The organism is Yoonia maricola, assembly GCF_002797915.1.
Taxonomy (GTDB): Bacteria; Pseudomonadota; Alphaproteobacteria; order Rhodobacterales; family Rhodobacteraceae; genus Yoonia; species Yoonia maricola.
In genome coordinates this window covers 1,894,046-1,920,453 of record NZ_PGTY01000001.1, presented here as the reverse complement: position 1 = coordinate 1,920,453, position 26,408 = coordinate 1,894,046, and the positions used below count along the sequence as shown (strand labels likewise).

Annotated in this window: 23 protein-coding genes; 15 read left to right on the top strand and 8 right to left on the bottom strand. The window is 57.2% G+C overall.

The window, feature by feature from the left end; translation table 11 throughout:
* Nucleotides 1-17 precede the first annotated feature (17 nt).
* Genes BC777_RS09715 through BC777_RS09695 form a run of 5 tightly spaced genes read left to right on the top strand, consistent with a single transcriptional unit; the run spans nt 18 to nt 6,744 of the window.
* Nucleotides 18-674, top strand: a complete 657-nt coding sequence (locus BC777_RS09715; RefSeq protein WP_100367853.1) for an ABC transporter ATP-binding protein — start codon at nt 18-20, stop codon at nt 672-674.
* Nucleotides 671-3,055 (top strand): FtsX-like permease family protein, encoded by a 2,385-nt coding sequence (locus tag BC777_RS09710; RefSeq protein ID WP_100367852.1) that lies wholly within the window; start codon nt 671-673, stop codon nt 3,053-3,055. Before BC777_RS09715 ends, BC777_RS09710 begins: the two co-directional genes overlap by 4 nt.
* Nucleotides 3,045-4,073: a lipocalin-like domain-containing protein gene (locus BC777_RS09705; RefSeq protein ID WP_100367851.1), complete on the top strand. Its 1,029-nt coding sequence runs from the start codon at nt 3,045-3,047 to the stop codon at nt 4,071-4,073. The genes BC777_RS09710 and BC777_RS09705 overlap by 11 nt, the downstream gene beginning before the upstream one ends.
* Entirely contained in the window at nt 4,066-4,623 is a 558-nt protein-coding gene (locus BC777_RS09700; protein WP_100367850.1) for a pyridoxamine 5'-phosphate oxidase family protein, read from the top strand. The genes BC777_RS09705 and BC777_RS09700 overlap by 8 nt, the downstream gene beginning before the upstream one ends.
* Nucleotides 4,624-4,647: 24 nt before the next feature.
* Nucleotides 4,648-6,744: a slr1591 family oxidoreductase gene (locus BC777_RS09695; protein ID WP_100367849.1), complete on the top strand. Its 2,097-nt coding sequence runs from the start codon at nt 4,648-4,650 to the stop codon at nt 6,742-6,744.
* On the opposite strand, the gene mnmH is transcribed toward BC777_RS09695, so the two are convergent.
* A complete protein-coding gene (gene mnmH, locus BC777_RS09690; protein ID WP_100367848.1) occupies nt 6,731-7,783 on the bottom strand; it encodes a tRNA 2-selenouridine(34) synthase MnmH in 1,053 nt (350 codons plus the stop codon). The genes BC777_RS09695 and mnmH overlap by 14 nt on opposite strands.
* Nucleotides 7,784-7,865: 82 nt before the next feature.
* Between mnmH and BC777_RS09685 the strand changes: the two genes are divergently transcribed.
* On the top strand, nt 7,866-9,791 hold the full coding sequence (locus BC777_RS09685) for a hypothetical protein (RefSeq protein WP_100367847.1): 1,926 nt from the start codon (nt 7,866-7,868) through the stop codon (nt 9,789-9,791).
* Here the strand turns inward: BC777_RS09685 and BC777_RS09680 are convergent.
* From BC777_RS09680 to BC777_RS09670, 3 genes are read right to left on the bottom strand one after another with little or no spacing between them, the layout of a single operon-like run.
* Complete coding sequence (locus tag BC777_RS09680) at nt 9,788-10,576, bottom strand: metallophosphoesterase (protein WP_100367846.1); 789 nt, start codon at nt 10,574-10,576, stop codon at nt 9,788-9,790. The two genes, BC777_RS09685 and BC777_RS09680, sit on opposite strands and share 4 nt — an antisense overlap.
* Before the next feature lie 11 nt (nt 10,577-10,587).
* Entirely contained in the window at nt 10,588-12,180 is a 1,593-nt protein-coding gene (gene serA / locus BC777_RS09675) for a phosphoglycerate dehydrogenase (RefSeq protein ID WP_100367845.1), read from the bottom strand.
* Between the two features lie 44 nt (nt 12,181-12,224).
* Nucleotides 12,225-13,364, bottom strand: coding sequence for a phosphoserine transaminase (locus BC777_RS09670; protein WP_100367844.1), 1,140 nt, complete (start codon nt 13,362-13,364; stop codon nt 12,225-12,227).
* Nucleotides 13,365-13,667: 303 nt separating this feature from the next.
* Here BC777_RS09670 and serB point away from each other — a divergent pair, with 303 nt between their 5' ends.
* Together serB and BC777_RS09660 are read left to right on the top strand one after the other, a co-directional pair.
* Complete coding sequence (gene serB, locus BC777_RS09665) at nt 13,668-14,543, top strand: phosphoserine phosphatase SerB (RefSeq protein WP_100367843.1); 876 nt, start codon at nt 13,668-13,670, stop codon at nt 14,541-14,543.
* 41 nt (nt 14,544-14,584) lie between these two features.
* Nucleotides 14,585-15,706 (top strand): trans-sulfuration enzyme family protein, encoded by a 1,122-nt coding sequence (locus BC777_RS09660; protein ID WP_100367842.1) that lies wholly within the window; start codon nt 14,585-14,587, stop codon nt 15,704-15,706.
* Between the two features lie 187 nt (nt 15,707-15,893).
* On the opposite strand, the gene BC777_RS09655 is transcribed toward BC777_RS09660, so the two are convergent.
* Entirely contained in the window at nt 15,894-16,580 is a 687-nt protein-coding gene (locus tag BC777_RS09655) for a response regulator transcription factor (protein WP_100367841.1), read from the bottom strand.
* 157 nt (nt 16,581-16,737) lie between these two features.
* On the opposite strand from BC777_RS09655, the gene ribA reads away from it, so the two are divergent.
* A complete protein-coding gene (gene ribA, locus BC777_RS09650; protein WP_100367840.1) occupies nt 16,738-17,814 on the top strand; it encodes a GTP cyclohydrolase II in 1,077 nt (358 codons plus the stop codon).
* Between the two features lie 106 nt (nt 17,815-17,920).
* Nucleotides 17,921-18,523 carry a hypothetical protein gene (locus tag BC777_RS09645; RefSeq protein ID WP_133122536.1) on the top strand — a complete coding sequence of 201 codons (603 nt, stop codon included), beginning with the start codon at nt 17,921-17,923 and terminating at the stop codon, nt 18,521-18,523.
* Between the two features lie 61 nt (nt 18,524-18,584).
* Here BC777_RS09645 and BC777_RS09640 read toward each other — a convergent pair whose 3' ends face one another.
* A complete protein-coding gene (locus tag BC777_RS09640; protein ID WP_100367838.1) occupies nt 18,585-19,136 on the bottom strand; it encodes a pyridoxamine 5'-phosphate oxidase family protein in 552 nt (183 codons plus the stop codon).
* Between the two features lie 130 nt (nt 19,137-19,266).
* Between BC777_RS09640 and BC777_RS09635 the strand changes: the two genes are divergently transcribed.
* The 3 genes from BC777_RS09635 (at nt 19,267) to BC777_RS09625 (ending at nt 20,872) form a co-directional block, all read left to right on the top strand.
* Nucleotides 19,267-19,761, top strand: a complete 495-nt coding sequence (locus BC777_RS09635) for a L,D-transpeptidase family protein (protein WP_100367837.1) — start codon at nt 19,267-19,269, stop codon at nt 19,759-19,761.
* A 69-nt stretch (nt 19,762-19,830) separates the two neighbouring features.
* The gene (locus tag BC777_RS09630) at nt 19,831-20,313 is read left to right on the top strand and encodes an RNA pyrophosphohydrolase (RefSeq protein WP_100367836.1); all 483 of its coding nucleotides are present in this window, start codon (nt 19,831-19,833) and stop codon (nt 20,311-20,313) included.
* A gap of 73 nt (nt 20,314-20,386) precedes the next feature.
* Entirely contained in the window at nt 20,387-20,872 is a 486-nt protein-coding gene (locus BC777_RS09625) for a hypothetical protein (protein WP_100367835.1), read from the top strand.
* Here BC777_RS09625 and BC777_RS09620 read toward each other — a convergent pair.
* Nucleotides 20,852-22,039 (bottom strand): lytic murein transglycosylase, encoded by a 1,188-nt coding sequence (locus tag BC777_RS09620; RefSeq protein WP_245834227.1) that lies wholly within the window; start codon nt 22,037-22,039, stop codon nt 20,852-20,854. The genes BC777_RS09625 and BC777_RS09620 overlap by 21 nt on opposite strands.
* Nucleotides 22,040-22,169: 130 nt before the next feature.
* On the opposite strand from BC777_RS09620, the gene BC777_RS09615 reads away from it, so the two are divergent.
* Together BC777_RS09615 and BC777_RS19220 are read left to right on the top strand one after the other, a co-directional pair.
* Nucleotides 22,170-22,574 carry a DUF1801 domain-containing protein gene (locus tag BC777_RS09615; protein WP_211095350.1) on the top strand — a complete coding sequence of 135 codons (405 nt, stop codon included), beginning with the start codon at nt 22,170-22,172 and terminating at the stop codon, nt 22,572-22,574.
* Nucleotides 22,575-22,804: 230 nt separating this feature from the next.
* Nucleotides 22,805-23,920: a hypothetical protein gene (locus BC777_RS19220; RefSeq protein ID WP_133122535.1), complete on the top strand. Its 1,116-nt coding sequence runs from the start codon at nt 22,805-22,807 to the stop codon at nt 23,918-23,920.
* A 226-nt stretch (nt 23,921-24,146) separates the two neighbouring features.
* On the opposite strand, the gene rnr is transcribed toward BC777_RS19220, so the two are convergent.
* Nucleotides 24,147-26,402: a ribonuclease R gene (gene rnr, locus BC777_RS09605; RefSeq protein WP_100367833.1), complete on the bottom strand. Its 2,256-nt coding sequence runs from the start codon at nt 26,400-26,402 to the stop codon at nt 24,147-24,149.
* Nucleotides 26,403-26,408: the final 6 nt, after the last annotated feature.

The window sequence follows — 26,408 nt, the reverse complement described above, 5'->3', positions numbered from 1 at the left end:
CCGAGGAAACGAAAAACATGCTGCTGACTGTCCACGATATTCACAAAACCTATCAAACCGCTGATGGCCCATTTGAGGTGCTGCGCGGTATTGATCTGACGTTAGACGCGGGCGAAACGCTGGCGCTGACGGGCGAATCCGGTAGCGGGAAAAGTACATTGTTGCACTTGATCGGCGGGCTGGATACGCCCGATCAGGGACACATCCATCTGGGCAACCAGGATATCGCCACGCTTGATGACAACGGGCGTGCGGCGTTGCGCCGAGGCACTGTTGGCGTTGTATTTCAGCAGTTCAACCTGATCCCCAGCTTGCGGGTGGCCGATAACATTGCCTTTCAGGCGCGTTTGGCCGGGCAGCATGATCCCGCGTGGGACGCAACGCTGGCCGAACAGATGGGGCTTGGTCAGCAGTTGAATAAATACCCAGAACAACTGTCTGGTGGGCAACAGCAGCGTGTCGCGATTGCACGCACTTTGTCCCCGAAACCGCGCCTAGTGCTGGCGGATGAACCCACAGGTAATCTGGATGAGGCGACTGCGACGGCGGTGCTGGATCTGATGCTTGAACTTGTGACCGAGACCGGCGCGGGGTTGTTGATGGTGACCCACTCAAGCGCATTAGCAGACCGCATGTCACGCCGGTTGCATTTGCGATCAGGGCAGGTGGCATGACGCGCGCAACCTTGCAGGCATTGCTGTCGCATTGGTGGCGCAATCCATTGCAATTGTTTACCCTTTTGGCGGGCCTTGCTTTGGCAACGGCGCTTTGGTCTGGTGTGCAAGCGGTCAATGCCGAAGCGCGTGCTAGCTATGATGCCGCCGCTGCCACCTTGGGTGAGGGGCAGTATGACCGGCTGGTGCGCCAAGACGGGCAGCCGATGGCGCAAGACACCTATATCACCCTGCGCCGTGCCGGTTGGTTGGTCAGCCCGGTGGTGCAAGGGCGTCTGGAAGGGGTGCGCCTTGTGGGGGTAGAGCCGCTCACAGCACCGGGTGGCATTGGGCCTGTCATGCCAACGGAAGGCGGCGATATTGCCACCTTTCTGTTAGGGGAAGGGCAGCTTTTTGCCAATGCAGAGACTGCGGTTGAACTGCCCGACTTGAATGTTGTCATTACGCCAGAGGCAGCGCCGGGCACGGCTGTGACGGACATTGGGGTCGCGCAGCGATTGCTTGAAAAAACAGGCCAGATCGACAGTTTGATCGTGTTGCCGAACCAACCCATTGGTCGTGCAGAGTTACGCGTGATTGCGCCGGACCTGACCTTGCAACCGGCCCAAGGTGGCAGCGACATTGGGCGGCTGACGGATAGTTTTCATCTCAACCTAACCGCGTTTGGGTTGCTATCATTTGCCGTGGGTATCTTCATCGTGAATGGTGCAATCGGATTGGCATTTGAACAGCGCCGCCCCGTCGTGAGAACACTGCGCGCGCTGGGCCTGCCGCTGCGGCAGGTGATCATTCTAATGGGGGCGGAATTGATGATCTTCGCCTTGATTGCAGGGGTGATTGGCGTCGCGCTTGGTTACGTGATTGCAGCGCTGCTTTTGCCCGATGTTGCGGCCACATTGCGTGGGCTTTATGGCGCTGATGTATCTGGTACCCTACAACTGCGGCCCGCTTGGTGGCTGTCAGGCTTGGCAATCGCGCTTGGTGGCACAGCGATTGCAGCGAGTGGTGCGCTTTATCAGATAAGCCAGATGCCGTTGCTCGCGGCCGCACAGCCGCGCGCGCTTGCCATGGCAGCAGGTAGACGCGCCGCGATCCACGGCGTTTTTGCGACAATCCTCTTGGGAATTGCCGCCGTGATGATGTTCACCGCGAACGGTCTGATCGGCGGGTTCATCTTGCTGGCCTCGCTTTTGATCGGCGCGGCCCTCGCGTTGCCGCTCTTTCTGGATCGTCTTCTTGCTGGGGCCAGCGTAATCGCCAAATCGGTGACGGCGCAGTGGTTTTGGGCCGACACACGGCAGCAACTGCCGGGTCTGTCCTTGGCCTTGATGGCGCTGTTGTTGGCAATGTCGGCCAATGTGGGCGTATCGACAATGGTGTCGAGTTTCCGGCTCACCTTCACCGACTTTCTTGATCAACGCCTTGCCTCCGAGCTCTACGTGAGAACTGAGAATGAAACACAGTCTGCCGCGCTGGTCGCATTTGCCGCACCGCGCACGGATGCCATTTTGCCCATTCAGAGCGCTGATACGCAGGTTGCAGGCCAACCGACCGAAGTTTATGGCACACGCGATCATGGGACATATCGTGACAATTGGGTGTTCTTGCAGCAGGCGGATAACGCGTGGGACACTACGTTCGGGGGGCAGACCGTGCTGATCAACGAACAGCTTTCCCGCCGGGCGGGGTTAAATGTGGGCGATGAAATTTCTTTGCAAGGCACACCCTTTGCCATCGCTGGTGTTTATGGCGATTACGGCAATCCGATTGGACAGGCTGTGATTGGCGAAGGCATCTTTGCCACGCTTCATCCTGCAATCACGCCGCAGAATTTCGGCCTACGTATGGACCCCGATAGCGTGCCTGATTTCCTGGCCGAACTGGAGGCGGCGACAGGCATCCCGCCCAGCCAATCCGTCAATCAGGCCAGTATCAAGGCGATCTCACTGTCCATCTTTGAGCGCACATTTACGGTCACGACCGCGCTGAACGTCCTGACCCTCGCGGTCGCTGGTTTTGCGATCCTGATGAGCCTGCTGACGCTCGCCAGCATGCGCATTCCGCAACTGGCACCGGCTTGGGCGGTGGGTATGACACGTAGCCAGATTGGCAAGTTGGAACTGCTGCGCGCAGTGCTGCTGGCACTTTTGACGGCGGTAGTCGCCCTGCCGCTGGGGCTGGCGCTTTCATGGGTGCTTTTGGCCGTTGTGAACGTCGCGGCCTTCGGATGGCAGTTACCGATGTATTTGTTCCCGATGGACTATGTACGACTGGGTCTGTTCGCATTGCTGGCAGCTGCACTTGCAGCTTTGTGGCCCGCCCGACGTTTGGCCAGGACACCGCCCGCAGATTTGCTGAAGGTGTTTTCCAATGAACGTTAAAGCCATCCTTCTGACACTCTTCCTGCCCATCACTGCCTTCGCCCAAGGCTTCGCCGGGCTTGGGACAGATGCTGACGGTTTTTCCGTCCCGCAACCAGACCCGCAATTCGCCTTTCCCGCCGATCATGGCGCGCACCCGGATTATCGGATTGAGTGGTGGTATCTGACCGCAAACCTGACGGCTGCAGACGGCACGCCTTACGGACTGCAATGGACGCTCTTTCGTTCGGCCCTTGCGCCGGAGACAGGAGAAGGCTGGACCGCCCCCCAGCTTTGGATGGGACATGCAGCAGTCACAACGCCGGAAAACCACTACGTCGGTGAGCGGCTGGCGCGAGGTGGGATCGGCCAAGCAGATGTCGTTGATGATCCGTTTCAGGCATGGATCGACGATTGGGTGTTGGAGGGTGATTGGGAAACGCTGCGCATGACCGCCAGCGCACCCGATTTTGCCTACGATATGGCGCTGACTGCACAGGGACCGCTGATCTTTCATGGCGATGCTGGGTATTCGGTGAAGTCGGCGGCAGGGCAGGCGTCTTATTATTATTCGCAACCGTTCTTTGCGATTGAAGGCACGCTGCAATTGCCTGACGGTGATATCGCAGTGACAGGCAATGCATGGCTTGATCGTGAATGGTCGTCGCAGCCTTTGGCAGAAAATCAAACGGGCTGGGATTGGTTTTCGTTGTCCTTTGATGACGGTAACAAGATGATGGGGTTTCGGTTGCAGCAAACCGATGGCAACAACTTCACCTCGGCCACTTGGATCACGCCTGATGGGCAGACGACGCCTTATACCGATGGTGCCTTGGTGGCGACGCCGCTGGCGGTGAATGACGATGATGTCCCTGTGGGTTGGCGGGTGGAACTGCCCGAAAAAGGGGTCGATGTGACTGTGGCCGCCATCAATGAAAATGCGTGGATGACCACCAGCGTGCCCTATTGGGAAGGGCCGGTGACAGTAACGGGCAGTCACACAGGCGTCGGGTATTTGGAGATGACAGGCTATGAGTGAGTGGTTTGAAACCGCGGACGGTATCCTTGCACGCGTCTGGGGCACATTGGGCCAGGGTGTAGCAGATGCGAAGCATCCGGCGCGTCTGCCGACCTTTGCGACTGTTTCGCCTGATGGATTGCCAGAAGCGCGCACCGTTGTTTTGCGCAGCGCCGATCGTGAAACCATGGTGGTGACTGTTCATACCGATCTCTACTCTGACAAGATCAAAAGCCTGCGCGCCACACCCCATGCAGCGCTTCATATTTGGGACGCCAAGCAAGATCTGCAAATCCGTCTGCAAGCCGAGGTATCAATTGGCAGCGGGGCGGGGACCCGCGCCCTTTGGAACAAAATCCCCGACCACGCGCAGCAGTCTTATGGCGTTACCCCACCGCCTGGCGCGCCGATTAAGGGCGCGCTGGAATATGTCAAAAATCCTGATCCAGCGACCTTTGCGGTGCTGCATTGCACCGTTACCACCATTGATGCCGTGCACCTTGGAGCAGATCACCGCCGTGTCAGTTTCTCACGTATCGGTCATTGGCAGGGACAGTGGCTTTCCCCCTAAACCCGCGCCCGTTACAACAGCCTTATGAACAAACTACCCCTCACCCGCGACCTTGTGCTGATTGGCGGCGGTCATACCCATGCGCTTTTGCTGCGCAGTTGGGGGATGAACCCCTTGCCGGGGGTGCGGGTGACGGTGATTAATCCGGGGCCGACGGCACCTTACTCAGGCATGCTGCCGGGGTTTGTCGCAGGGCATTATACGCGCGATGAACTCGATATTGATCTGGTAAAGCTTGCGCGGTTTGCGGGTGCGCGCATCATCAATGGGTATGCGACAGGTATTGATAAGGGCGCACAGTTGATCCACGTCGTGGGTCGCCCTCCGGTAGCCTATGATGTGGCGGCGGTTGATGTGGGCATCACCTCGGCGATGCCTGATCTGCCCGGCTTCACCACCCATGCGATCCCGGCCAAGCCTTTGGGCACTTTCGCCAGCCGGTGGGATGCCTTCCGCGCCCAAGCCGATGCACCGCAACTTGCCATCATCGGCGGTGGTGTGGCGGGGGCGGAACTGGCGATCGCGATGGCCCATGCTTTGCGCGACAAACAGCCAACTGTGCGTCTGATTGATCGTAGCCGTGTGCTGACGGCCCTAGGTTACAAGGCGCGGCAAAAGATGCTGGCCGCGCTGATCGCCAGCAACGTTGAGGTCATCGAAGACGCCGAAGTGACCGAGATTTTTGCCGAAGGTATCGTGCTGCGTGACGGGCGCACGATCCGCAGCGATTTCACCACTGGTGCGGCAGGGGCCAAGCCGCATGATTGGATCGCCAAGACCGGTTTGGATTTGCACGATGGCTTCATCACCGTCGATGCTAACCTGCAATCCAGCGCGCCAGAGATCTTTGCCGTCGGCGACTGCGCACACCTGAGCCATGATCCGCGCCCCAAGGCCGGGGTCTATGCGGTGCGCGAAGCGCCGGTGCTTTATGACAACCTGCGCGCTGTCCTTTCAGGCGGGACCCTGCGCCCTTACAAACCCCAGCGCGATTACCTCAAGCTTGTGTCGTTGGGTGCAAAATCTGCATTGGCCGAGAAGTTTGGCACCGCCCGCGAAGGTCCGCTGCTGTGGAAGCTCAAAGATTACATTGACCGCAAGTTCATGATCCAGTTCGAGACTTTGCAACCGATGACGGCCCCCAAGCTGCCGCGCACGCTGGCGCTCGGCGTGAAAGACGCGTTGGGCGACAAACCGATGTGCGGTGGTTGCGGGGCCAAGGTGGGGCGCGCGGCGCTGCAATCTACATTGCCAGATCCCTTCGGCGATGACGCAGCAGAGGTGCAGCCCGGTCAGGTGATGAGCACCGATCATCTGCGGGCATTGACAGATGACCCTGTGCTGATGACCCGCATCGCAGTCGTGCATGCGCTGGGCGATATCTGGGCGATGGGGGCCAAGCCGCAGGCCGCAACCGCGAGCCTGATCCTGCCGCGTATGACGGCCACTTTGCAAGAACGCACGATGGCCGAAATCATGACGACCGCGTCAGAGGTATTTGCCAAAGCTGGTACCAAGATCATCGGTGGGCATTCGTCGCTGGGCGATGAATTGACCATCGGGTTTACGGTGACGGGGCTGACGCAAACCCCGATCACGCTTGCAGGGGCAAAGCCGGGAGATAAGTTGATCATCACCAAGCCGATAGGCAGTGGCACGATCATGGCGGCTGAGATGGCGGGCAAGGCCAAGGGCGCCGATGTGATCAGTTGTCTTGATCTGATGGTGCAGGATCAGGCGCATGCCGCGGTTATCCTGGGTAAGGCCCATGCGATGACAGATATCACGGGGTTCGGCCTTGCCGGGCATCTGCGCGGTATCTGCGATGCTTCGGGCGTGGGGGCCACGCTTGATCTGGATACGATCCCACTGATGGATGGCGCACGCGAACTAAGCGCTGCGGGTGTACGCTCGACCCTGTTTGAAGATAACCGGACTGGCGCTGGGCCTATCGCCGGGCCAAGTATGGATTTGCTTTTTGATCCACAAACCGCGGGTGGGTTGTTGGCAGCTGTTTCCGCGCGGTCGTCTGTTGCAGCTTTCAAGAAGTTGCAAGAGGTGGGTTATAACGCTGCAATTATCGGTGAAATCACCGAAGGATCAGAGATTAAAACGCGTTGATGGCCGCGGCGATTCCATCGGCGGCGCGTTCCTGTCCGGCATCATCCAGCGTTTCAACTGCGACCTCTGCCAACACCTTGCGTTCATAAATCCGACGCGATTTAGCGTATGATGGATCATAGTGATCCACCATCAAAGCATGCGATAGATCCACCAAAGCGCCGTCTCGCGAAAGTTTTATCCAACGATCAACGGTTGCGTGACCCCGCAAGCGGCGCAACGGGGCCAGTTTTTCTGCAACAACATCGGGGTTTTCAATCACCTCGCGATAGGCGCGAGCCAGATAGGCCGCACGCGCTGTTTGCGGGGCTTTTATGATGATGCGGGGTGCCGCCAACATCGCCGCCCACATTGAGGCTGGAATGCCAATGCGCCCGATCTTGCTGCTTTCCGCCTCGACAACAACGGGGCGGGCCGGATCCAGCTTGGTCAGTGCTACGGCAAGCCAGGTATCAAACGCTTTCTGCGATGGCTGCCCACCCGGCATCGCTCCGAGGAGCGAACCGCGATGGCCTGCCAGCCCTTCCAGATCAATGACTTGCACGCCGCGTGCGGTCAGGCGCGGTAAAATCTCGGTCTTGGCGGTGCCGGTATAGCCATCCAGCAGTATGAGCCGATGAACGAGAGGATCATCGTAAAGGCGTGTCTTCACCAACCGTCGGTAGGTTGTGTAGCCACCCTTGATCGTATCAGCGCGCCAGCCGATTTCAGATAACAGTGTCGAAAACACGCCAGAGCGTTGCCCGCCACGCCAACAATAAACCAGGGGACGCCAAGCGCCGTCCTTTTTCATCAATGGTCCGTCGATGTGATCCGCTAAATTGCGAATAACCATACCCGCCCCGATCTTGCGGCCATCAAAGGGGCTGATCTGTTTATAGATCGTGCCCACCTCGGCCCGCTGTTCATTGGACAGGGCGGGCAGGTTGATGGCGCCGGGAATGTGATCTTGCGCAAATTCCGCAGGTGAACGTACGTCGATCACGCTGTCAAAACCGTGGTTCAAGATCGCATCAAGGCTGGTGAATTCAATTGGCATTGCAACGGTCTACGGCAGTTGATGCGGCGACAAAAGGGCGAAAACCATTGCGGGTGCGTGCTGTGCGCCCTAGCGTAAGCCTATGAATTACGAAGACCTGCATTTGATCACGCGCTGGGCGCAAGTTGTACAGTTGCGCGACAATGGCCTGCTCACCCCGGCCGAACTGGTTTTACTGGAAAGCGCGCAAGCGGGAACACCGGCGCGCATTAGCCAGACGGTGCCGAACTTAAAAGCGCCCGGCGTGCTGATCCGGGCAGCATTGCTGCGGTATCTGATCCTTGGGGGATGCGATGATTTTCGCACCCAACCGTCGGGCGTCACGGTTTACGGGGCATGGATCGGAGGAAAGCTGGACCTGAGCTTTACGATTGCGCGGGGCCCTGTGGACTTTTTTAATTGCCACTTTGCAGAGCGCCCGCAGATGGTGCAATTGCAAGCCGATGGCTTGGCGATTGTTGGCTGTACCATGACCGACGGGATCAATGCTGCACGCATTCAGACCAGCGGGAACCTGACGCTGAATGGCAGCCGAATTGACGGCAAAGTGTCGCTTTCGGGCAGCGTGATCAAAGGGCATCTGTCCTGCACGCAAGCCACTTTGCGCCATCCGGAAGGATCAGCCTTCAAGGCGCAGGGTATGAAGGTCGCGAGTAGCGTGCTGCTCGAAGGTACCACAGCCACAGGGCAGGTGAGCCTGCTGGGCGCGCAGATTGGTGGGCAGCTGGTTGCGATTGGTGTGGCCTTTCACAACCCAAAAGGACACGCGCTGAACGCGCAAAGCACCCAAGTCCGCGGTGATGCTTTTCTGCGCTATGCTACGACGGATGGTGAGGTCAGTTTCATGGGGGCCGAGGTGAACGGCGTGCTTGATTTTGCCCATGCGACAATGCGCAATCCTGAAGGATATGCCTTGAATGCGCAGCGTCTGATCGTCCGCGAAGGGTTCATCTGGCGGCGGATGAAAGGTGTGGCGGGTGCCGTTGATCTGACTTCGGCGCATGTTGGCGATCTTTGGGATGATCCTGAAAGCTGGGCCATGTGCGAGCGACTTTATCTTAGCGGGTTCATTTATGATGTGCTGCATGGCGGGATCAACGTGCCAGACCGACTGGCATGGCTCAAGATGGGTGCGGTGTCGCAGCGCGAATTTTATCCGCAACCCTATGAACAGTTGGCGAAACTCTTACGCGAAACCGGGCATCGGTCGGACGCACGCGCGATTATGGTGGCCAAGGAGAAAGAGCAGCGCAAAGCCTCGCGCGAGCGGTGGCGGCGCGAAGGCGCATGGCGGCAGTCGTTGCTGAACACCAGCCTTTTGCCACCAGAAGAACGACCGGCTGCGATTGAGGCGTTGCAGGTCCGGCGACCCAATGATCCGGATGTGGCGCGTTTGGCGATGCTGCATCCCGCAGATACTGACGCGTTAGATATTGGTGAAATGACGTTACAGCTGGCCCAAAGGCAATTCCGGGATGAACAGCGTCGGTATGGGGTGCGGGTCGGTTGGCGTAACATGGGCAGCCTGATTGCGGACCGCGTCTTTGGATTTGTTGTAGGTTACGGCCACAAGCCTGAACGCAGTTTCTATATGCTGATCGCGCTCGTTTTCATAGGTTGGTTTCTTGCGGACCGATCTTGGGAAGAAGGCGATTTTGCCCCCACGGCTGGGCCTGTCTTGATGTCAGACAGCTGGCAGACACTCGCGACCGATCCAAATATTCAGAACCCTGCACAGGTCTGGTCTGACAAATACATGCTTGCCCCTGACGGGACGCCAGTGCTGACTGCCGGGCGCGACTATGAAACGTTCAATGCAGTTTCTTATGCCGTTGATCTGGTCATCCCCATTGTGTCGCTGGGGCAAGAGGCGGCATGGGCCCCATCCACCACGCGCGGTCCATGGGGCTGGTGGCTATGGTGGGTGCGCTGGTGGTTGATCGCCCTTGGCTGGATTGTCACCGCAATCGGTGCGGCTGCGGTGACAGGGGTTATCAGGCGGGACTAAGGCCGCAGCGGCACGCGCCCCTGATCGGTCAAAAGCCAACATTCGCGCCCTTCAAAAACCGCCGGGATCAGCGGGTTGCCGTATCCTGCCCCGCCATCCAGATCGACCCGATTGCCAAAATGCTGTGGACGATCAAGGGCGGTATGGCCATGAACGATCAAACGGCCATAATCGATGGCGCTGTCGATAAAACCTTCTCTGATCCAAAGCAGATCTTCAGGATCCTGCCATTCCAGCGGGAGCTGCATACGCAGACCGGCATGGACAAAAATCAGGTCTTCTGTCTGGTGGGTCAGAGGGAGCCCCTCGAGAAACGCCAGATGGATGCTTGGTACCGCTTGGCGGGCCAAATCTTGCAGTGCGGCTTTGTCGCCCCTGGCGTCCGGCCCTTCGAAATGCGCCAATGTTTCAAGCGGTACATCGTTTTGTTGCTCAAAATGCATAGTGCCCACCACCCCGTAGGAGGCAAGTGTCTGTGTTCCGCCCAATCGCGGGTTCAGCCAACTGATCCCCGATTTAACACGTGGATCATGCTCGCGCCCTTCGCGTACAAAGCGTGTGAATAGCCTGTCGTGATTGCCTTTGATAAACACCCAGTTGCGTCCGGCGTCGCGCCCGGCGATTAACGTATTGATCACGGCCCGGCTGTCCGGCCCGCGATCTGTATAGTCCCCCAAAAACACGATTTTGGCATCATCACCGCCATCCGCAGTGATCAACGCAAGCGCATGATCAAGCATCTGCTTCTGCCCGTGAATGTCACCAATCGCGTAGATGGGGTCCATATTTACGTCAGTCAAACGTTGAAGGTGAGGGGTTTGACCTGCTGGAACAATCCGGTCGCTTCCAGCGCCTTGATCGCAGGCGCTGGCACAGCTTCATCCACATAAAGAAGCGCAATCGCCTCCCCCTTTGCCTCAGAGCGGCCAAGCGTAAAGTTTGCGATGTTCACGTCGTTCGTCCCCATGGTTGTTCCCAGCGTACCAATGATGCCCGGCACGTCTTCATTGGTGGTGTAGACCATATGTTCCCCAATCTCGGCGTCGATATTGATGCCTTTGATCTGGATAAACCGCGGCTTGCCATCGCTAAAGACCGTCCCCGCCACAGAGCGCTCGCGCTTATCGGTGACGACGGTGACTTTCACATAGCCTTCAAACGCGCCCGATTGATCCTGTTTGGTGGTCGACACTTTGATCCCCCGCTCTTTGGCGATGATCGGCGCGCTGACCATATTTGTATCGGGGTTCGCCTTTGTCATGATCCCGGCAATGGTCGCTGCGGTGAGCGCCTTGAGGTTCATCTCGCTCGCTTCACCGTCAAACAGGATATTAATCGCCTTGATCGGTTCATCCGTCATCTGACCGATGAAGTTACCCAAATGGCCCGTCAGTTTGATCCAAGGGCCCATGACCTTGGCTTCCTCGGCGGTCACAGATGGCATGTTGAGCGCGTTTTGCACGGCACCCGTCAGTAGGTAGTCCGACATTTGTTCGGCCACCTGCAACGCCACGTTTTCCTGCGCTTCGGTTGTGGCCGCACCAAGGTGCGGTGTGACAACCACGTTGGGCAGGTTGAAAAGCGGGCTTTCGGTCGCCGGTTCCACCGCGAACACGTCAAAGGCAGCGCCTGCAACATGACCGGAATTCAGCGCTGCGGCCAAAGCCGCCTCATCCACCAGACCACCGCGTGCGCAATTTACGATACGAACGCCCTTTTTCAGCTTGGCGATGTTTTCTTCGGACAGGATGTTCTTGGTCTGATCAGTCAGCGGTACATGCATGGTGATGAAATCAGCGCGGCCCAGCAGTTCGTCCAGCTCAACCTTCTCAACGCCGATATCAAGGGCACGCTCTTCCGACAGGAAGGGATCGTAGGCCACAACCTTCATTTTCAGACCCTGCGCGCGGTCAATGACGATGGACCCGATGTTCCCGGCACCGATCACACCCAACGTCTTACCGGTCAGTTCCACACCCATAAAGCGGGATTTTTCCCATTTACCGGCATGGGTCGAGGCGTTTGCTTCGGGAATTTGCCGCGCGACGGCCATCATCATGGAAATCGCGTGCTCTGCCGTCGTGATCGAGTTCCCGAAGGGCGTGTTCATCACGATGATCCCCTTCTTCGATGCGGCAGGGATATCGACGTTATCAACACCGATACCCGCGCGCCCGATTACCTTGAGGTTCTCGGCTGCGGCGATGATCTTTTCTGTCGCTTTGGTGGCAGACCGGATGGCGAGGCCGTCATATTGCCCGATCACCTCCAGCAATTTTTCCTTGTCTTTGCCAAGGTCCGGCTGGAAGTCCACGTCAATGCCGCGATCCTTGAAGATCTGTACGGCGGCAGGTGAGAGTTTGTCAGAGATAAGTACTTTGGGGGCCATTGTGCCGCTCCTTTTCGTAAGTCTTAGGGTGGGTGCAACCCACGTTATGCGTTGATTTCAGCTTCAAACGCCCATTCGAGCCACGGCAGCATGGCTTCGATGTCGGACGTCTCGACCGTGGCACCGCACCAGATGCGCAGCCCTGCGGGGGCGTCACGGTAAGCGCCGATATCAAGGGCGATCCCCTCGGCCTCCAACCGTTTGGCGACGGCCTTGGCGAAGGCGGCGCCATCTGTGATACGGTCGTCAGTGAATTTGAGGCAGACGGAGGTGTTTGACCTCGTGGCTGGGTCAACGGCCAGATTGGCAATCCAAGGCTTGTCCGCACAGAAATTCCAAATCGCCCGCGCATTGGCATTGGCGCGGTGCATCAGCCCATCCAATCCACCAATGGAGCGGCCCCATTTCAGCGCCACAAGGTAATCTTCAACCGCCAGCATGGAAGGCGTATTGATCGTCTCACCCCGGAAGATACCTTCAATCAGTTTGCCACCTTTGGTCAGGCGGAATATCTTGGGCAGGGGCCAAGCGGGAGTATAGCTTTCCAGCCGTTCAACCGCGCGGGGGCTAAGGATCAACATCCCATGGGCCGCTTCGCCGCCCATGACCTTTTGCCAAGAGAATGTTGTCACATCCAGCTTGTCCCAAGGCAGGTCTTGCGCAAATGCCGCTGATGTTGCGTCGCACAACGTCAAACCTGCGCGGTCTGCCGGGATTACATCACCGGAGACCACGCGCACACCAGAGGTCGTCCCGTTCCACGTAAAGCAAACATCGTTGTCATAGTTCAGCGCGGCCATATCGACGATCTCGCCATACTCCGCCGTATGGGTCGTTGCTTCGATCTTGAGCTGCTTGACCACATCCGTTACCCACCCCGCGCCAAAGCTTTCCCATGCCACCATCTGCGCTGGACGTTCACCTAACAGCGACCACATCGCCATTTCGAACGCGCCGGTATCAGAGGCAGGCACGATGCCAATGCGGTAGTCCGCAGGCACGCCCAAAACCTCACGCGTGAGATCAATTGCCTCGGCCAACTTCGCTTTGCCCACAGCAGCACGGTGCGAGCGGCCCAAGGGCGCGTCGCTGAGTGCATCGAGTTTCCAAACGGGGGGTTTGGCGCAAGGGCCAGAAGAAAAACGCGGATTATCCGGCCGCGCTGCCGGTTTAGTCGTAACCATCAATGGTATCCTCACAGATATGCGCCCTTCGTTGGGGAAGGGTGTCCCACCTCGCGCAATAAAGTGACGACGTGGCATCTACAACAGAGAAAACGGCCTAAATCCGTCGGGTGAGCTGATTTTTGCGACACTGCGGTCGCGCATCGGAAACCAGCGTGGTCTTTCGCCCTGGCCGCTGCAGCGCGCGATACATATCGCTTTAAAGAAGTGCGGCAGTTTTCTCAGCGGGCTTTTCGACTTTTGGGGGGTGTCATCGCGGCCTGACGGCGCTAGACCTTGCGCATCTTTGCAAAGAGGTCCGCCATGCAGGTCGTCACACTGATCACAACCCCGACCGAGCGCAATCTGGATGCCGCATTGGTGGATAGCCTGCGCAATGCCTGGGGTGGTGGCGACGCCAATTGGCTGGCCGTGGATGAGGCAGCCGAGTTTGCAGTGCCCATCGCCCCCGGTAATCAATGGGATGTCTGGCGCGACTTGCAGAACGCCTGCGTTGATCTGGTCATCCAACCTGCCGAGGGGCGGCGCAAGAAGATGCTGCTGGCCGATATGGACAGCACAATGATCCGGCAGGAATGCATTGATGAACTGGCAGCCGAGGCTGGCGTGGGTGCGCGTGTCGCTGGCATCACGGCGCGCGCGATGAACGGAGAGCTGGATTTTGAAGCCGCATTGATTGAACGGGTTGGCCTGCTGAAAGACTTGCCTGAGACGATGATCGAACAGGTTCTGGACGAACGGATCACCTATATGCCCGGCGGCTATGAGTTGGTGAACACGATGAAAGCAAATGGTGCCTATGCGGCGCTTGTCTCTGGCGGGTTCACGGCCTTTACGGCGCGGGTGGCATCGGCACTTGGTTTTGATCAGAACCGCGCCAATACCTTGCTGGCGGCGGATGGCAAACTTACCGGTGATGTGGGGCGGCCAATCTTGGGTCAAGCGGCCAAAGTCGAGGCGTTGGAAGAGATCACGACACATTTGGGGATCACAGAACAGGACGTACTCGCCGTGGGGGATGGTGCCAACGATCTGGACATGCTGAAACGGGCGGGGACTGGCGTTGCCTTGCACGCCAAACCGACCGTACAGGCGGAGTGCGACATGCGGGTGAACCATGGTGATCTTACCGCCTTGCTGTTCTTGCAAGGCTACAGCAGAGATGAATTTGTGACATAGCCCCACTTGCATCTGTGCCCGGTCACACGGCACAAGACAGTATGGATAAGAACATAAAACCCGCCACCATTGCTGCCCATGCTGCAGGGGCGCTTGATGCCCAATCAGGGGGTGTTGTGCCTGCCTTGCAGCCGTCGACCACCTATCTGCGGGATGAGAGCTATGATCTGGTCCGCCCCGACAATATCTATTCGCGCGCGGACTCTGATAACGTGCGGCAAGCCGAGGAGGTGTTGCGCAGGCTCGAAGGCGCGGAAGAGACATTCCTTTTCCCCTCTGGCATGGCCGCGATTGCGGCGGTGTTTCGGACGCTGCCACATGGATCCACAGCAATTGTGCAATCTGGTATCTACTGGGGTACAACAGCATGGATCAGGGACTTCTGCGAGCGGCGTGCGATTACACTGATCGAGGTCGGTGCAGATGATCTGCGCGCCACCTGCCAAGCGACAGATGCAGCACTTGTTTTTATCGAAACACCCTCCAACCCGTGGCTGAAAACCGTTGATATCCGCGCCACGGCCGATGCCACCGAAGCTACGCTTGTTGTTGATGCGACTGCCGCGACCCCGATCCTGACCCGCTGTTTGGATTTTGGCGCAGACATCGTGATGCATTCGGCGACCAAGGGGATCAATGGGCACTCAGATGTGCTGGCGGGGGTGCTTTCGACGCGATCAAAGGACGCAAAAACCTGGGACATGATCCGCGCTGACCGCAAGATGGCGGGCGCAATCCTTGGACCGTTTGAGGCATGGTTACTGACCCGCGCGATGCGGACCTTGCCATTAAGGGTCGAACGGATGTCGCAGAATGCACAGGTGCTGGCCGAACATCTGCTAGGGCATGCTATGGTAGACAATGTATTCTATCCGGGTTTGCCTTCACACCCTGGCTTTGCGACGGCCAAACGCCAGATGGCCGGCGGTTACGGCAGTCTGCTATCGGTGCTTGTCAAAGGCGGCAAAGAAGACGCCTTGCGCGTTGTCGGCAAGTTGAAACTTTTCTTGCGCGCCACATCACTCGGTGGCGTTGAAAGTCTGGTGGAACACCGGCACACGATTGAGCCGCATACCGGTATTCCAGAGAACCTGATCCGCGTCTCTGTCGGGATTGAGGATATTGGCGACCTGATCGCCGATTGGGATCAGGCGCTGGGTTAGTCGCAGTCGCTGATATTGTTTGCTGCATTGGTGCAGCGCGCCTGAGCGAAGTCCCACCAAAAAAAAGCCCGGACACAAGGTCCGGGCAAGTCCAACAGGGAGGTGGAGATATAACCCGATCTCCGGCGGGATCTTGGGAACCCGGTGATCAAGAGAAGGGAGGGCTCAAAATCACCGGGGTGGAGTACTACGCCACCAATCTATAGCCACCGGATTCGGTCACAAGAAGGCGCGCATTTGACGGATCTGGTTCAATTTTTTGGCGAAGACGGTAAATATGTGTCTCTAATGTGTGCGTGGTCACGCCTGCATTGTAGCCCCAAACCTCGTGCAGAAGCACATCGCGGGCGACAACACCTTCGGTTGCGCGGTAGAGGAATTTGAGGATATTCGTCTCTTTTTCCGTCAAACGCACCTTCTTTTCGTCCTCTGTCACCAGCATCTTCTGGGCGGGTTTGAAGGTATACGGCCCAAGCTGGAATACAGCGTCTTCGGATTGTTCATGTGTCCGCAGTTGGCTGCGGATGCGCGCCAAAAGAACAGGGAATTTGAAGGGCTTAGATACATAATCATTCGCACCTGCATCAAGCCCCAGAATGGTGTCTGCATCACTGTCCTGTGCGGTCAGCATAAGGATCGGGCATTTGACGCCCTGCTTGCGCATCAGGCGACACAGTTCGCGACCATCTGTGTCGGGCAAACCCACGTCAAGGATCATCAGATCATAAAGACCCTCCTTGGCTTTGACCATTGCGCTGGTCCCATCGTCTGCCTCAAAGACGTCAAAGTCTTCGGTCATCAGCAATTGCTCACCCAGCGCTTCGCGCAGGTCATCGTCGTCATCGACGAGTAGAATCTTTTTGAGTTGTCCCATGACATCCTCCTTCGTTACGCCATTAGATTTGTGCTCTTGTTACGTTTGGGACAACCAATCCCTTCACCGTTTCACACGGACGTGTGATTTGCCGTGCAATTGTTTCACTTTGCGACGGAAACGGCTATCTGTTGAAACAAATGAAAGGTGGAAAGCCATGGGATTCGCCCCCGACATTACAGAAAGACTGGCCCGCGCCCGCGCTGATTTGCGTATGGGCGTCCCTGTTGTGCTGGACGGGGGGGCTGTGGTGCTGGCCGCTGAAACGCTGGATGCCGCGCGACTGGCTGATGTGCTGGCTTTGGGGGGCAGCGCTATGCTGGCCATCACAGGCCGACGGGCGCAGACGCTCAAGGCCCGCGTCTATGACGGTGATATCGCGCGGATTGTGCTGCCACCGGATGCAACACTTAGCTGGGTGCGCGCGGTTGCCGACCCGGCCGATGACCTGCGCGCGCCGATGAAGGGGCCATTGCAAACTGCGCGTGATGGATCAGCCGATATGCACCGTGCCGCGATTGTCATGGTCAAGGCAGCGCGTTTGCTGCCTGCCGCGGTTGTCTTGCTTTTGGATGATGCGGCGGGGTTTGCTCTGCGCAATAACCTGACAATTGTGCCTGCTGATGCCGCTTTGGATACTGGCCTCAGCCCACTGAACCCGATTATTTCTGCCCGCTTGCCTTTGGATGTGTCAGAAGCGGGACGCCTGCATATTTTCCGCCCCGATGACGGCGCGGAAGAACATTACGCCGTGGAGATCGGCAAGCCTGACCGTAGTGTGCCTGTGCTGTCGCGCCTGCATTCGGCCTGTTTCACCGGTGACCTGCTAGGATCGTTGAAATGCGACTGCGGCCCGCAACTGCGTGGGGCGCTGACGCAGATGGGGACCGAAGGGGCGGGGGTGCTGCTGTACCTTAACCAAGAGGGGCGGGGCATCGGGCTGGCCAATAAGATGCGCGCTTATTCCTTGCAGGACCAGGGGTTTGATACGGTCGAAGCCAACCACCGACTTGGGTTTGAAGATGATGAGCGTGACTTTCGGATCGGTGCAGAAATCCTCAAACGGATGGGGTTTGGGGCTGTGCGTTTGTTGACAAACAACCCCGCAAAAGTGGCGCGGATGGATGCCTGCGGGGTGCGCGTGATCGAACGGGTGCCGCTGAAAGTGGGCGGAAACGCGCACAACCATGCGTATCTTGCGACCAAGGCCGCGAAGTCGGGGCATTTGTTGTAGGATGGCGGCAAGAAGTCATACAAAAAGTCCGCGTTTGCTGATACTTGCAGCAATTATTCTTGGTGCCGCTGGCGTTGTGACGCTGATGTCGCAAGGTCCAACCCCCATGTCGGCGCCAAACGCGTCTCTATTGATACCGTCTGATGATACAGACCACCAAACAGTTGCGTTGCGTGGCTGTATTGAGGGTATTGATCACGCATCGGGTGCTGCCCTTTCCAATTTTGAGCAGATCGCAGCATGTGACGATTATGTTGCGATTGCCGAAGATAAAGTGCAGCCGACTTATACAAGGGCCGTCCATCTATTCGAAAACGGCATCACGGAAGCACATCAAGAGCAGGCCTATCAAGACTTCACCTTTGTGATCGATGCAGGCTCAACCAACCCCTCCGCCTATGCGAACCGTGCTTTGCTGAACATGCGATACCGCAACGCGCCTGATGCCGCATTGGCTGATATGAGTGCTGCAATTGACCTGCGCGAGGATAATCCGCGCGCATCTTACTTTGAACGGCGCGCTGCCATTTTGCTTGTACTGGCGTGGGAGTTAAAAGATGAAGCGCACGTCCATGGCGCCCTTGAAGATGTCCGCAGGGCGCAGGCGCTCAATCCAGACAGCCGCCGCTTGACTGCACTGAAAGACACGGCCGCCGATGTTTTGAGGCGTTTGCATATCGACGCTGGGCAAGACGTTCAAAAAGGCTGAGACATCTCGCGACGATAGCTTGGGGTGGACGGGTGCGGGTGCACAAAAACCGATACTTGATCTAATCTCGTTCGGCGATCCCGGTTGGCGCACCATCCAAGCTGTTGGCATTTCGGCGCTGCCAGAAATCCTCTACGCCTTCTTGACCCATATCCGCGAAATACGGCAGCAGCTCCTCGTGCCCGCGATCATGGTCGAACGGCATTACTGGCACGCCGGTTCCGCAAGACGTCTGGACAAGGTCAATCTTCATATCAAAGATTTGGCGACTGCCAGCCATTTTCGGGAATTGGCCAATCGCGGCATCCCAACCTTCATCGCCATGATGCAGCGTCTGCGCCTGTCCGTAGGTCCGCAAGATCAGCGCGTCACCCTCGAACGCACAAAACATCAGTGTCATCCGGTTTGCATCGCGCAAATGGGCTGCCGTTTCATTGCCGCTGCCTGTAAGATTCAACCAGACAATACGGGTGTCATCAATGATCCGCAGTGAGTCCATTCCTTTTGGTGAGAAGTTGACCCGCCCATCAGCGGCAGCGGTCGCCACAAAGAACAGCTTTTGCTTTTCGATAAACGCGCGCAGCGTTCCGTTCAGCTTTTTGGCAGTTGGCATAATGCGCCCTCCCTGTTGATTGGAACATAAGATGAGCATATGCGCTTTACTATGTTGAATGTTGCGACAACGCTATCTTTGCGGATATTCTGGTCGTCAGCGGGGCGCTCTTTGTGATTTACCTCGCCCCATGAAACAAACTGACCTCGTTCTTACCCCGACGCATCTAAGGTTCATGAACTGGCGTTTTCCCTGCACCATTGGGCGCGGTGGTCTGACGGCGCGCAAGAAAGAGGGCGATGGTGCCACGCCGCGCGGCACTCACCGCCTTGTGGGCATGCTCTACCGTGCGGACCGGATGGCGCGGCCTGCGGATTGGGCGTTGCCGATTGGGCCGTCCGATTTGTGGTCGGACGATATCCGCGATGAAGACTACAATCTGATGGTCCGTGCGCCGCATGCATACAGCCACGAACGCCTGCGCCGTGCTGATCCGATGTATGATCTGGTAATCCTGACCGACTGGAACTGGCCCTATGCCGTCAAGGGCCGTGGCTCTGCCATTTTTATCCATGCATGGCGGGGCCCCGGTCGCCCGACAGCGGGCTGCGTGGCTTTTCGTCCTGATCACCTGCGCTGGATTGCGGCCCGTATCCGTCATGAAACCCGGCTTGTTATCGTATAACCGCTGGCATTGATCATATCGTTGGGACACATCAAAAGGGGAACACCCCATGCAACATCAAGGCCCATTATGACCCCTGACGAGATCGCTCAACTGCCTTACCGCCCCTGTGTGGGCATCATGCTGGCAAATCCGCGCGGCCACATCTTTGTGGCCCAACGCAAAGACCGCGACACCGACGCATGGCAAATGCCGCAAGGGGGCGTGGACAAGGGCGAAAATGCGCGCGATGCAGCCCTGCGTGAGTTGGAGGAAGAGACCAGCATTGCCCCCAATCTGGTCGCGATTGAGGGTGAGAGCGAAGGGTTGATCCGCTATGATATCCCGCACGCATTGGTCCCGAATATCTGGAAAGGTCGGTATCGCGGACAAGAACAGAAATGGTATCTGATGCGCTATCACGGGCTCGATAATCAGATTGATTTGCACACCAATCACCCTGAGTTTACAGCCTGGCAATGGATGCCGGCTGACAAACTGGTCGCGCATATTGTGCCATTCAAGCGTGAGGTTTATAAACAGGTTTTGGCTGAGTTCAGCCATAAACTGTAAAAATCTAGGCGGCTGACCAAGAAAACTCGGCCCACAGGCGTCAAAACTTGAACCCAACAAAAGGATCAGGATAATGAAACCAGTTCTTCTTGCCGCAGCCCTTGCAGCCGTTGCCGGACCAGGCCATGCATTAAGCTGCATGCGCCCTGATCCGATCGAGACATTTCAGCGGCTAGCCGCTGCACCTGAAAGCTATTTTGTGTTGTATGGGCGGCTTACGTTTGATGAGGCCGACTTGCCCGCAGGCGTTTCCATGGATCAGTCCCGTGAACCCGGCCCAATTGCTGCGCGTTTTGAAGGCAAGGGCCTGACCCGGCAGGGCTTTACCAACGATTACTACAGTGACGTCACCCTGCAGATCGGTTGCGCCGGCCCCTGGTGCGGGTCGGCCCGCAGTGGAATCGATGCAGTGTATTTCGTCGAAGCAACCGATCCGCCCGTCACTATGCGTGCGGGCGCCTGTGGTGGCATGATCTTTGAAGAACCAAGCGATGCAGTGCTGGAGATGCTGACCAGTTGCATGCAGGGCGGGGCCTGTTCAGCGCAGCCTTTGCAATAGCCCCAGCGACGGGTGCCCATCGGGCGGCAGGCCAACGCTGCGCTGATAACCCCTAATGGCAGCCCGTGAATTTGGCCCGATCCGCCCATCTACGCCTTGCGTTGAAAACCCTGCGTCTGTCAGCCGCTGTTGTAGTTCGCGCCGCTCTGCCCGGCGCAAGCGGCGCTCATCGGCAGGAAAAGCCACTTGCAGCGGGCCTGCTCCGCGAATGCGATCAGACAGATGACCGACGCCGATAATATAGGCCTCGGCATTGTTGTAGCGCCCGATCACATCGTAGTTGCGGAAAAGCAGGAATGCGGGCCCGCCCGCACCTGTTGGTGTCGCCAGCGTCGCATCGCCGTAATCCGGCACGGCGCGCCCATCAGTGCCAAGCACACCCAAACGCGCCCAATCGCTAGGGCGGCGTGTCACGGTCCGTCCGGTCTGGCCAAAGTCAAACCCCTGCGGCAGGCGCACTTCAACGCCCCACGGCTGGCCCTTGCGCCACCCAAATCTGCGGAAATAAGCGGCGGTCGAGGCAAGCGCATCACTTGGATCATCGGCCCAGATATCGCGGCGTCCGTCGCCGGTGAAATCGACGGCATAGGCCTCATAGGACGTTGGCATAAACTGAGTATGCCCCATCGCCCCGGCCCATGACCCTGTCATATTGCGTGGGGCCACATCACCATTTTGCACGATCTTGAGCGCCGCAATCAGCTGGCTTTCAAAGAAGGCCCCGCGCCGCCCTTCATAGGCGAGCGTCGCAAGGGTAGAGATCAGCGGGGTATCGCCACGGCGCTGCCCGTAATTGCTTTCCATCCCCCATACGGCCACGACAACCTGTGGTTCAACATCGAAACGCGCTTCGATTTGTGACAGCACACCGGCATAGCGCTGTACCATTTCGCGTCCGTTGCTGACGCGGGTGTCTGATACGGCAGTGGACATGTAGTCGGCCAAAGGACGCACAAATTCGGCCTGATTACGGTCACGCTCAATACTATCGGGCAGATATCGCACATCGGTGAAAGCTGCGTTGAAAGTGGTATCACTGATCCCAGCGGCCCGCGCCCGCGCGCGAAATCCAGCGATCCAGTTGGGAAAACCCGATGCATCTGCAATGCCCAGCGAGGGAAGGGCGAGGGTTGAAAGACTTGATGCGATAAATTGCCTGCGGTGCATGTTTGCTCCTATTTTTTTTGATACTGTACCTGAAATCACGAAATGAAAAAGGCACAGCTTTGTGGCAGGTCCATTTATTGCCGAAAAGGTATTATTTTGATCATGTCACGGCCGGTGTTAAGCTGCTGTTATGTCACCTGATCCCACCGCTGCCGTTGCAGATGCATTTGATAAATTGCCCGAAACCGCGCGCGCCACCGCTTTGGCCCTGCGTGATCTGATCTATGAGGTTGCAGCACAGACCCCAGAGGCAGGTCCTGTTGAGGAAACCTTGCGCTGGGGGCAGCCTGCCTACATCACGCCCAAGACGAAATCGGGATCGACCTTGCGCGTTGGCGCGACCAAGGCCGGAGAGGCCGCGATTTTTGCCCATTGCGGCACGCGGATCATCAGCACATATGCCGCGACGTTTCCCGATATGGACCGTATTGAGGGCAACCGCGCGGTTATCTTTGCCGATGTGGATGCGATTGCGCCGGATCGGCTACGCCTGCTCATCCGGCATGGGCTGACTTATCATTTGTCTGACCGGTAAGCGGACTTTTCGGATCTTCGCTGCGCTTTGATCAAAGCCTACTTTCGCGAAGCAATTCAACAAAAGTTCGTTTTTGAACTTTCGTCTGAATGGAGCTGATCTGTTCATGCAGATCAAGCTTTTCATGTGGCCTGAGTTAAACAGGATTAGGTTGCTTGACACTTTGAACACCAGACGAGAATATCATCTCAAATTTATTTATTTAAAATCTTACACTTAGGAGAACGTAGATGCACCATAGACTAGTATCCACCTTGTTTGCAGTAGCATTTTCTAGTTCTATAATCGCGCAGGAAGCCTCTTCAACTGTCGTCTGGGGGATGTCATTTCAATCGGGATATTCAACAGGCGATGTTTCGATCACTGATTTTGATAATGTCTACGTAATAAACTTTGAAGGTAGTATAGGACGGCCATGCGAAGCCGTTTTAAGCGAGCAAGCTGATGGATCGTTTGCGCCGATTATCACAAACGAAAACGTCCAAGGATGTGATCGTTTAACTCGCGTAGTTTTCCGAGCACAAGACGGCGACACGCTACCAATCGAAATCACGAGACGCGACAAGACGCAGGTCTACCCGCTAGGGATACGAAACAGAGTTCAATCTGCCGGAACCATTCCAGACGGGATAGACATTCAAGGGGCATCGCTTGGTATGTCAATGCGCGAAGCCAAAACGCTCTTTACGGGCTTAGAGGAAATGACCGAAAATGTAGCTATTGTCGGCCGTAACCCTCGAAGCATCAGCTACAGCTACCAACAAAGTGATGGCTCAAACATCTACATGGCACTGAGTGAAAGCGTCACTTCAGATGAAGGTGGAACAATAAATCAAGCAGAGATGGCCGAGATGCCAGTCGCAGCTCTTGCTCGTTTTTGGAATCCATCTGCAGAGGCACGACCGAACCTTGATACGATGCGCGGGGCGCTTTTTGACAAGTTTGGAAATCCGTCAATACAAGTGGAAGAAGAACGATACAGCATTTACGAATGGCAGTATGACCTTGATGCCCGTTTACTAACAAACGCAAACGCACTCGCGTGCTCTACCAGTGACCGACGCGCATCAAGGGTGTCTTATTCATCAGAAGTTTCAACTGGTTTTGCAAATAGAACGCGGCAACCTTACACGCTGATGTTGACAGGAGCCTCCTCTTGCGGTGTCGCCATACGAATTCGGCTTGACCTAGTTGAAGGATACACCGTTGCCAGAATGGAGCAAACGTTATGGCGTCATGATAGTCTATTGCGTGACCAGCTTTTAGCGGCATCAAATGAAGCCGCACAGATCATCGCCACAACCGAAGATAGCTCAGAACAAGAAACCAATGCACCTGATCTTTGACTAGACGAGTGGAACTATAGCGCTTATCCGCAGCTTATCCCCGAAAGTCGTGGTCGGCGCAGCGGCATTACGTAAGGCACTATAATATTCTAAAACACGCGTTTTTGGAACGGCCGTGGGCTATCTTGTTGGATGCATCTAAAACTATCATCAAAGCCTAGGCCATTCTTGATTCGTGCAGCACGCAGCATTCGACACTTTAGGCTCAAACCGGTCATCTGCCGTATCACTTCCGTGTCCGCTTCACCTTCCGCGCGGTCTTTGCCGTCTTTTTTCGCGCCGACCCTACCTTGCGTCTTGGTGGTTTCCCCCGACCCCGCGATGGCCCCTTTGGCATCACGCGGTCTTCCAGTGTGAGTAGCTCAACAATCAACCCGCCGGTCACCGGCGCTGCCTCGGCCAGTTTCACAGTGACCCGCTGCCCCAAGCCAATGACCATCCCGGTGTCTGACCCCATCAAGGTCTGGCTCTCAGCGTCATAGTGGAAATATTCGCGCCCCAGCGTGCGGATCGGGATCATCCCATCGGCGCCTGTTTCATCCAGCTTCACAAAGACACCGAACTTGGCGATCCCGCTGATCCGCCCGGTCAGTTCGGCCCCGACCCGGTCAGACAGGAACGCGGCGAGATAACGATCCGTCGTATCGCGTTCGGCCGTCATTGACCGCCGCTCGGTGTCGCTGATCTGTTTGGCGGTGTCGGTCAGATGTTCGATATCCCAATCGCTCAACCCATCATCACCCCATCCATGCGCCTTGATCAGCGCGCGGTGCACGATCAGGTCTGAATAGCGGCGAATGGGCGAAGTGAAATGCGCATAGGCCCGCAGGGCCAGACCGAAGTGTCCGAAGTTTTCGGGGAAGTAATAAGCCTGCGTCATCGACCGTAGCGTGGCCATGTTCATCAGTTCGTCGTTATCGGTATCGGAGGCCCCCTTGAGAAGCTTGTTCAAGTGGGCCGTCTTGAGAACCTGCCCCTTGGCTAAGACCAGACCAGACGCGGTCGCGACCTCTCTTAGCGCGTCCAATTTTTCAGGGCTGGGTTCCTCATGTACGCGGAACAGCAAGGGCGACTTTTTGGCAACCAGCGTTTCAGCAGCTGCAACATTCGCAAGCACCATGAATTCTTCAATCAGCCGGTGTGCGTCCAGCCGTTCTTTGTACTGCACTGACGTGACCTTGCCATTGTCATCCAGCACGATCTGGCGTTCTGGCAAGTCCAGCTCCAGTGGTTGGCGCTGGGCGCGCGCCTTCATCAGCGCGGTGAAGGCATCGTAAAGGGGCGTGATGATGTCATCCATCAGCGGAGCCACTTTGTCATTCGGCTGACCATCGACGGCTGCCTGCACCTCTTCATAGTTCAGGGAGGCCACTGATTTCATCAGCCCGCGATGAAAGCTGTGATCAATCTTATTCCCAGCCATATCAATGCGCATGGCAACCGCAAGACAGGCGCGCTCTACCCCTTCGTGAAGCGAACATAGATCACCCGACAAACGGTCCGGCAGCATTGGCACCACGCGGTCGGGGAAGTAGGTGGAATTGCCGCGCTTGCGCGCTTCGCGGTCCAGTGCGGACCCGGGGGTGACGTAATGGGCCACATCGGCAATCGCGACCCAGATGATGAAACCGCCTGCGTTTTTCGGGTCGGGGTCAGCTTCGACAAAGCAGGCATCATCATGGTCACGCGCATCCCACGGGTCGATCGTGATAAGGGGCATGTCGCGCAGGTCTGTGCGGCCCGTCAGACTGGCAGGTTTTGCGCGGTCAGCCTCGGCAACAACTTCATCTGGGAAGTGGTCAGGAATGCCATGCTGGTGGATGGCAATCAGCGATACAGCGCGAGGTTCGGTCGGATCACCCAAGCGGGCAATTATGCGCGCTTTCGGCATACCCATCCGGCCCTTCGGCCCGGCCTGCTCTGCCTCAACCAGCTCTCCGTCTTTAGCGCCTCCTGTCGCTCCGGCAGCAACGGTCCACTGCTTGTCCGATCCTTTGTCGATAGGCAGAACACGGCCCCCTTCTGAGGCTTGTCGAAACACCCCCAGAATACGTTGCGGGTTCGTCCCGATGCGGCGGATCATGCGGGCGGTATGGCTGTGGTCTTCAGTCTTATCGACAGTCAGGCGGCCTAATATGCGATCGCCCGGCCCAAGCGCTGGATCGCTTGAGCGGAGCATCATCAAAATGCGCGGCTCGGCCCCTTCGCCTTTCCACTCCAGCGGCCGGGCAAAAAGATCACCATCGGCATCCGCGCCGACAACCTCCAACACCGCCACTGGCGGCAGCTCCTCTGCATCGCGATAGGAACTCCGGCGCTTGGTCAGCTTGCCCTCTTCTTCCAGCTCTTTCAGCAAGCGCTTGAGGTCAATGCGCGCCGCACCTTTGATACCAAAAGCCTTGGCGATGTCGCGCTTGGCGGCTTTAGTGGGGTTTTCGGAGATCCACGACAGGATTTCGGATTTGGAAGGGATACGAGTCATGGCGCA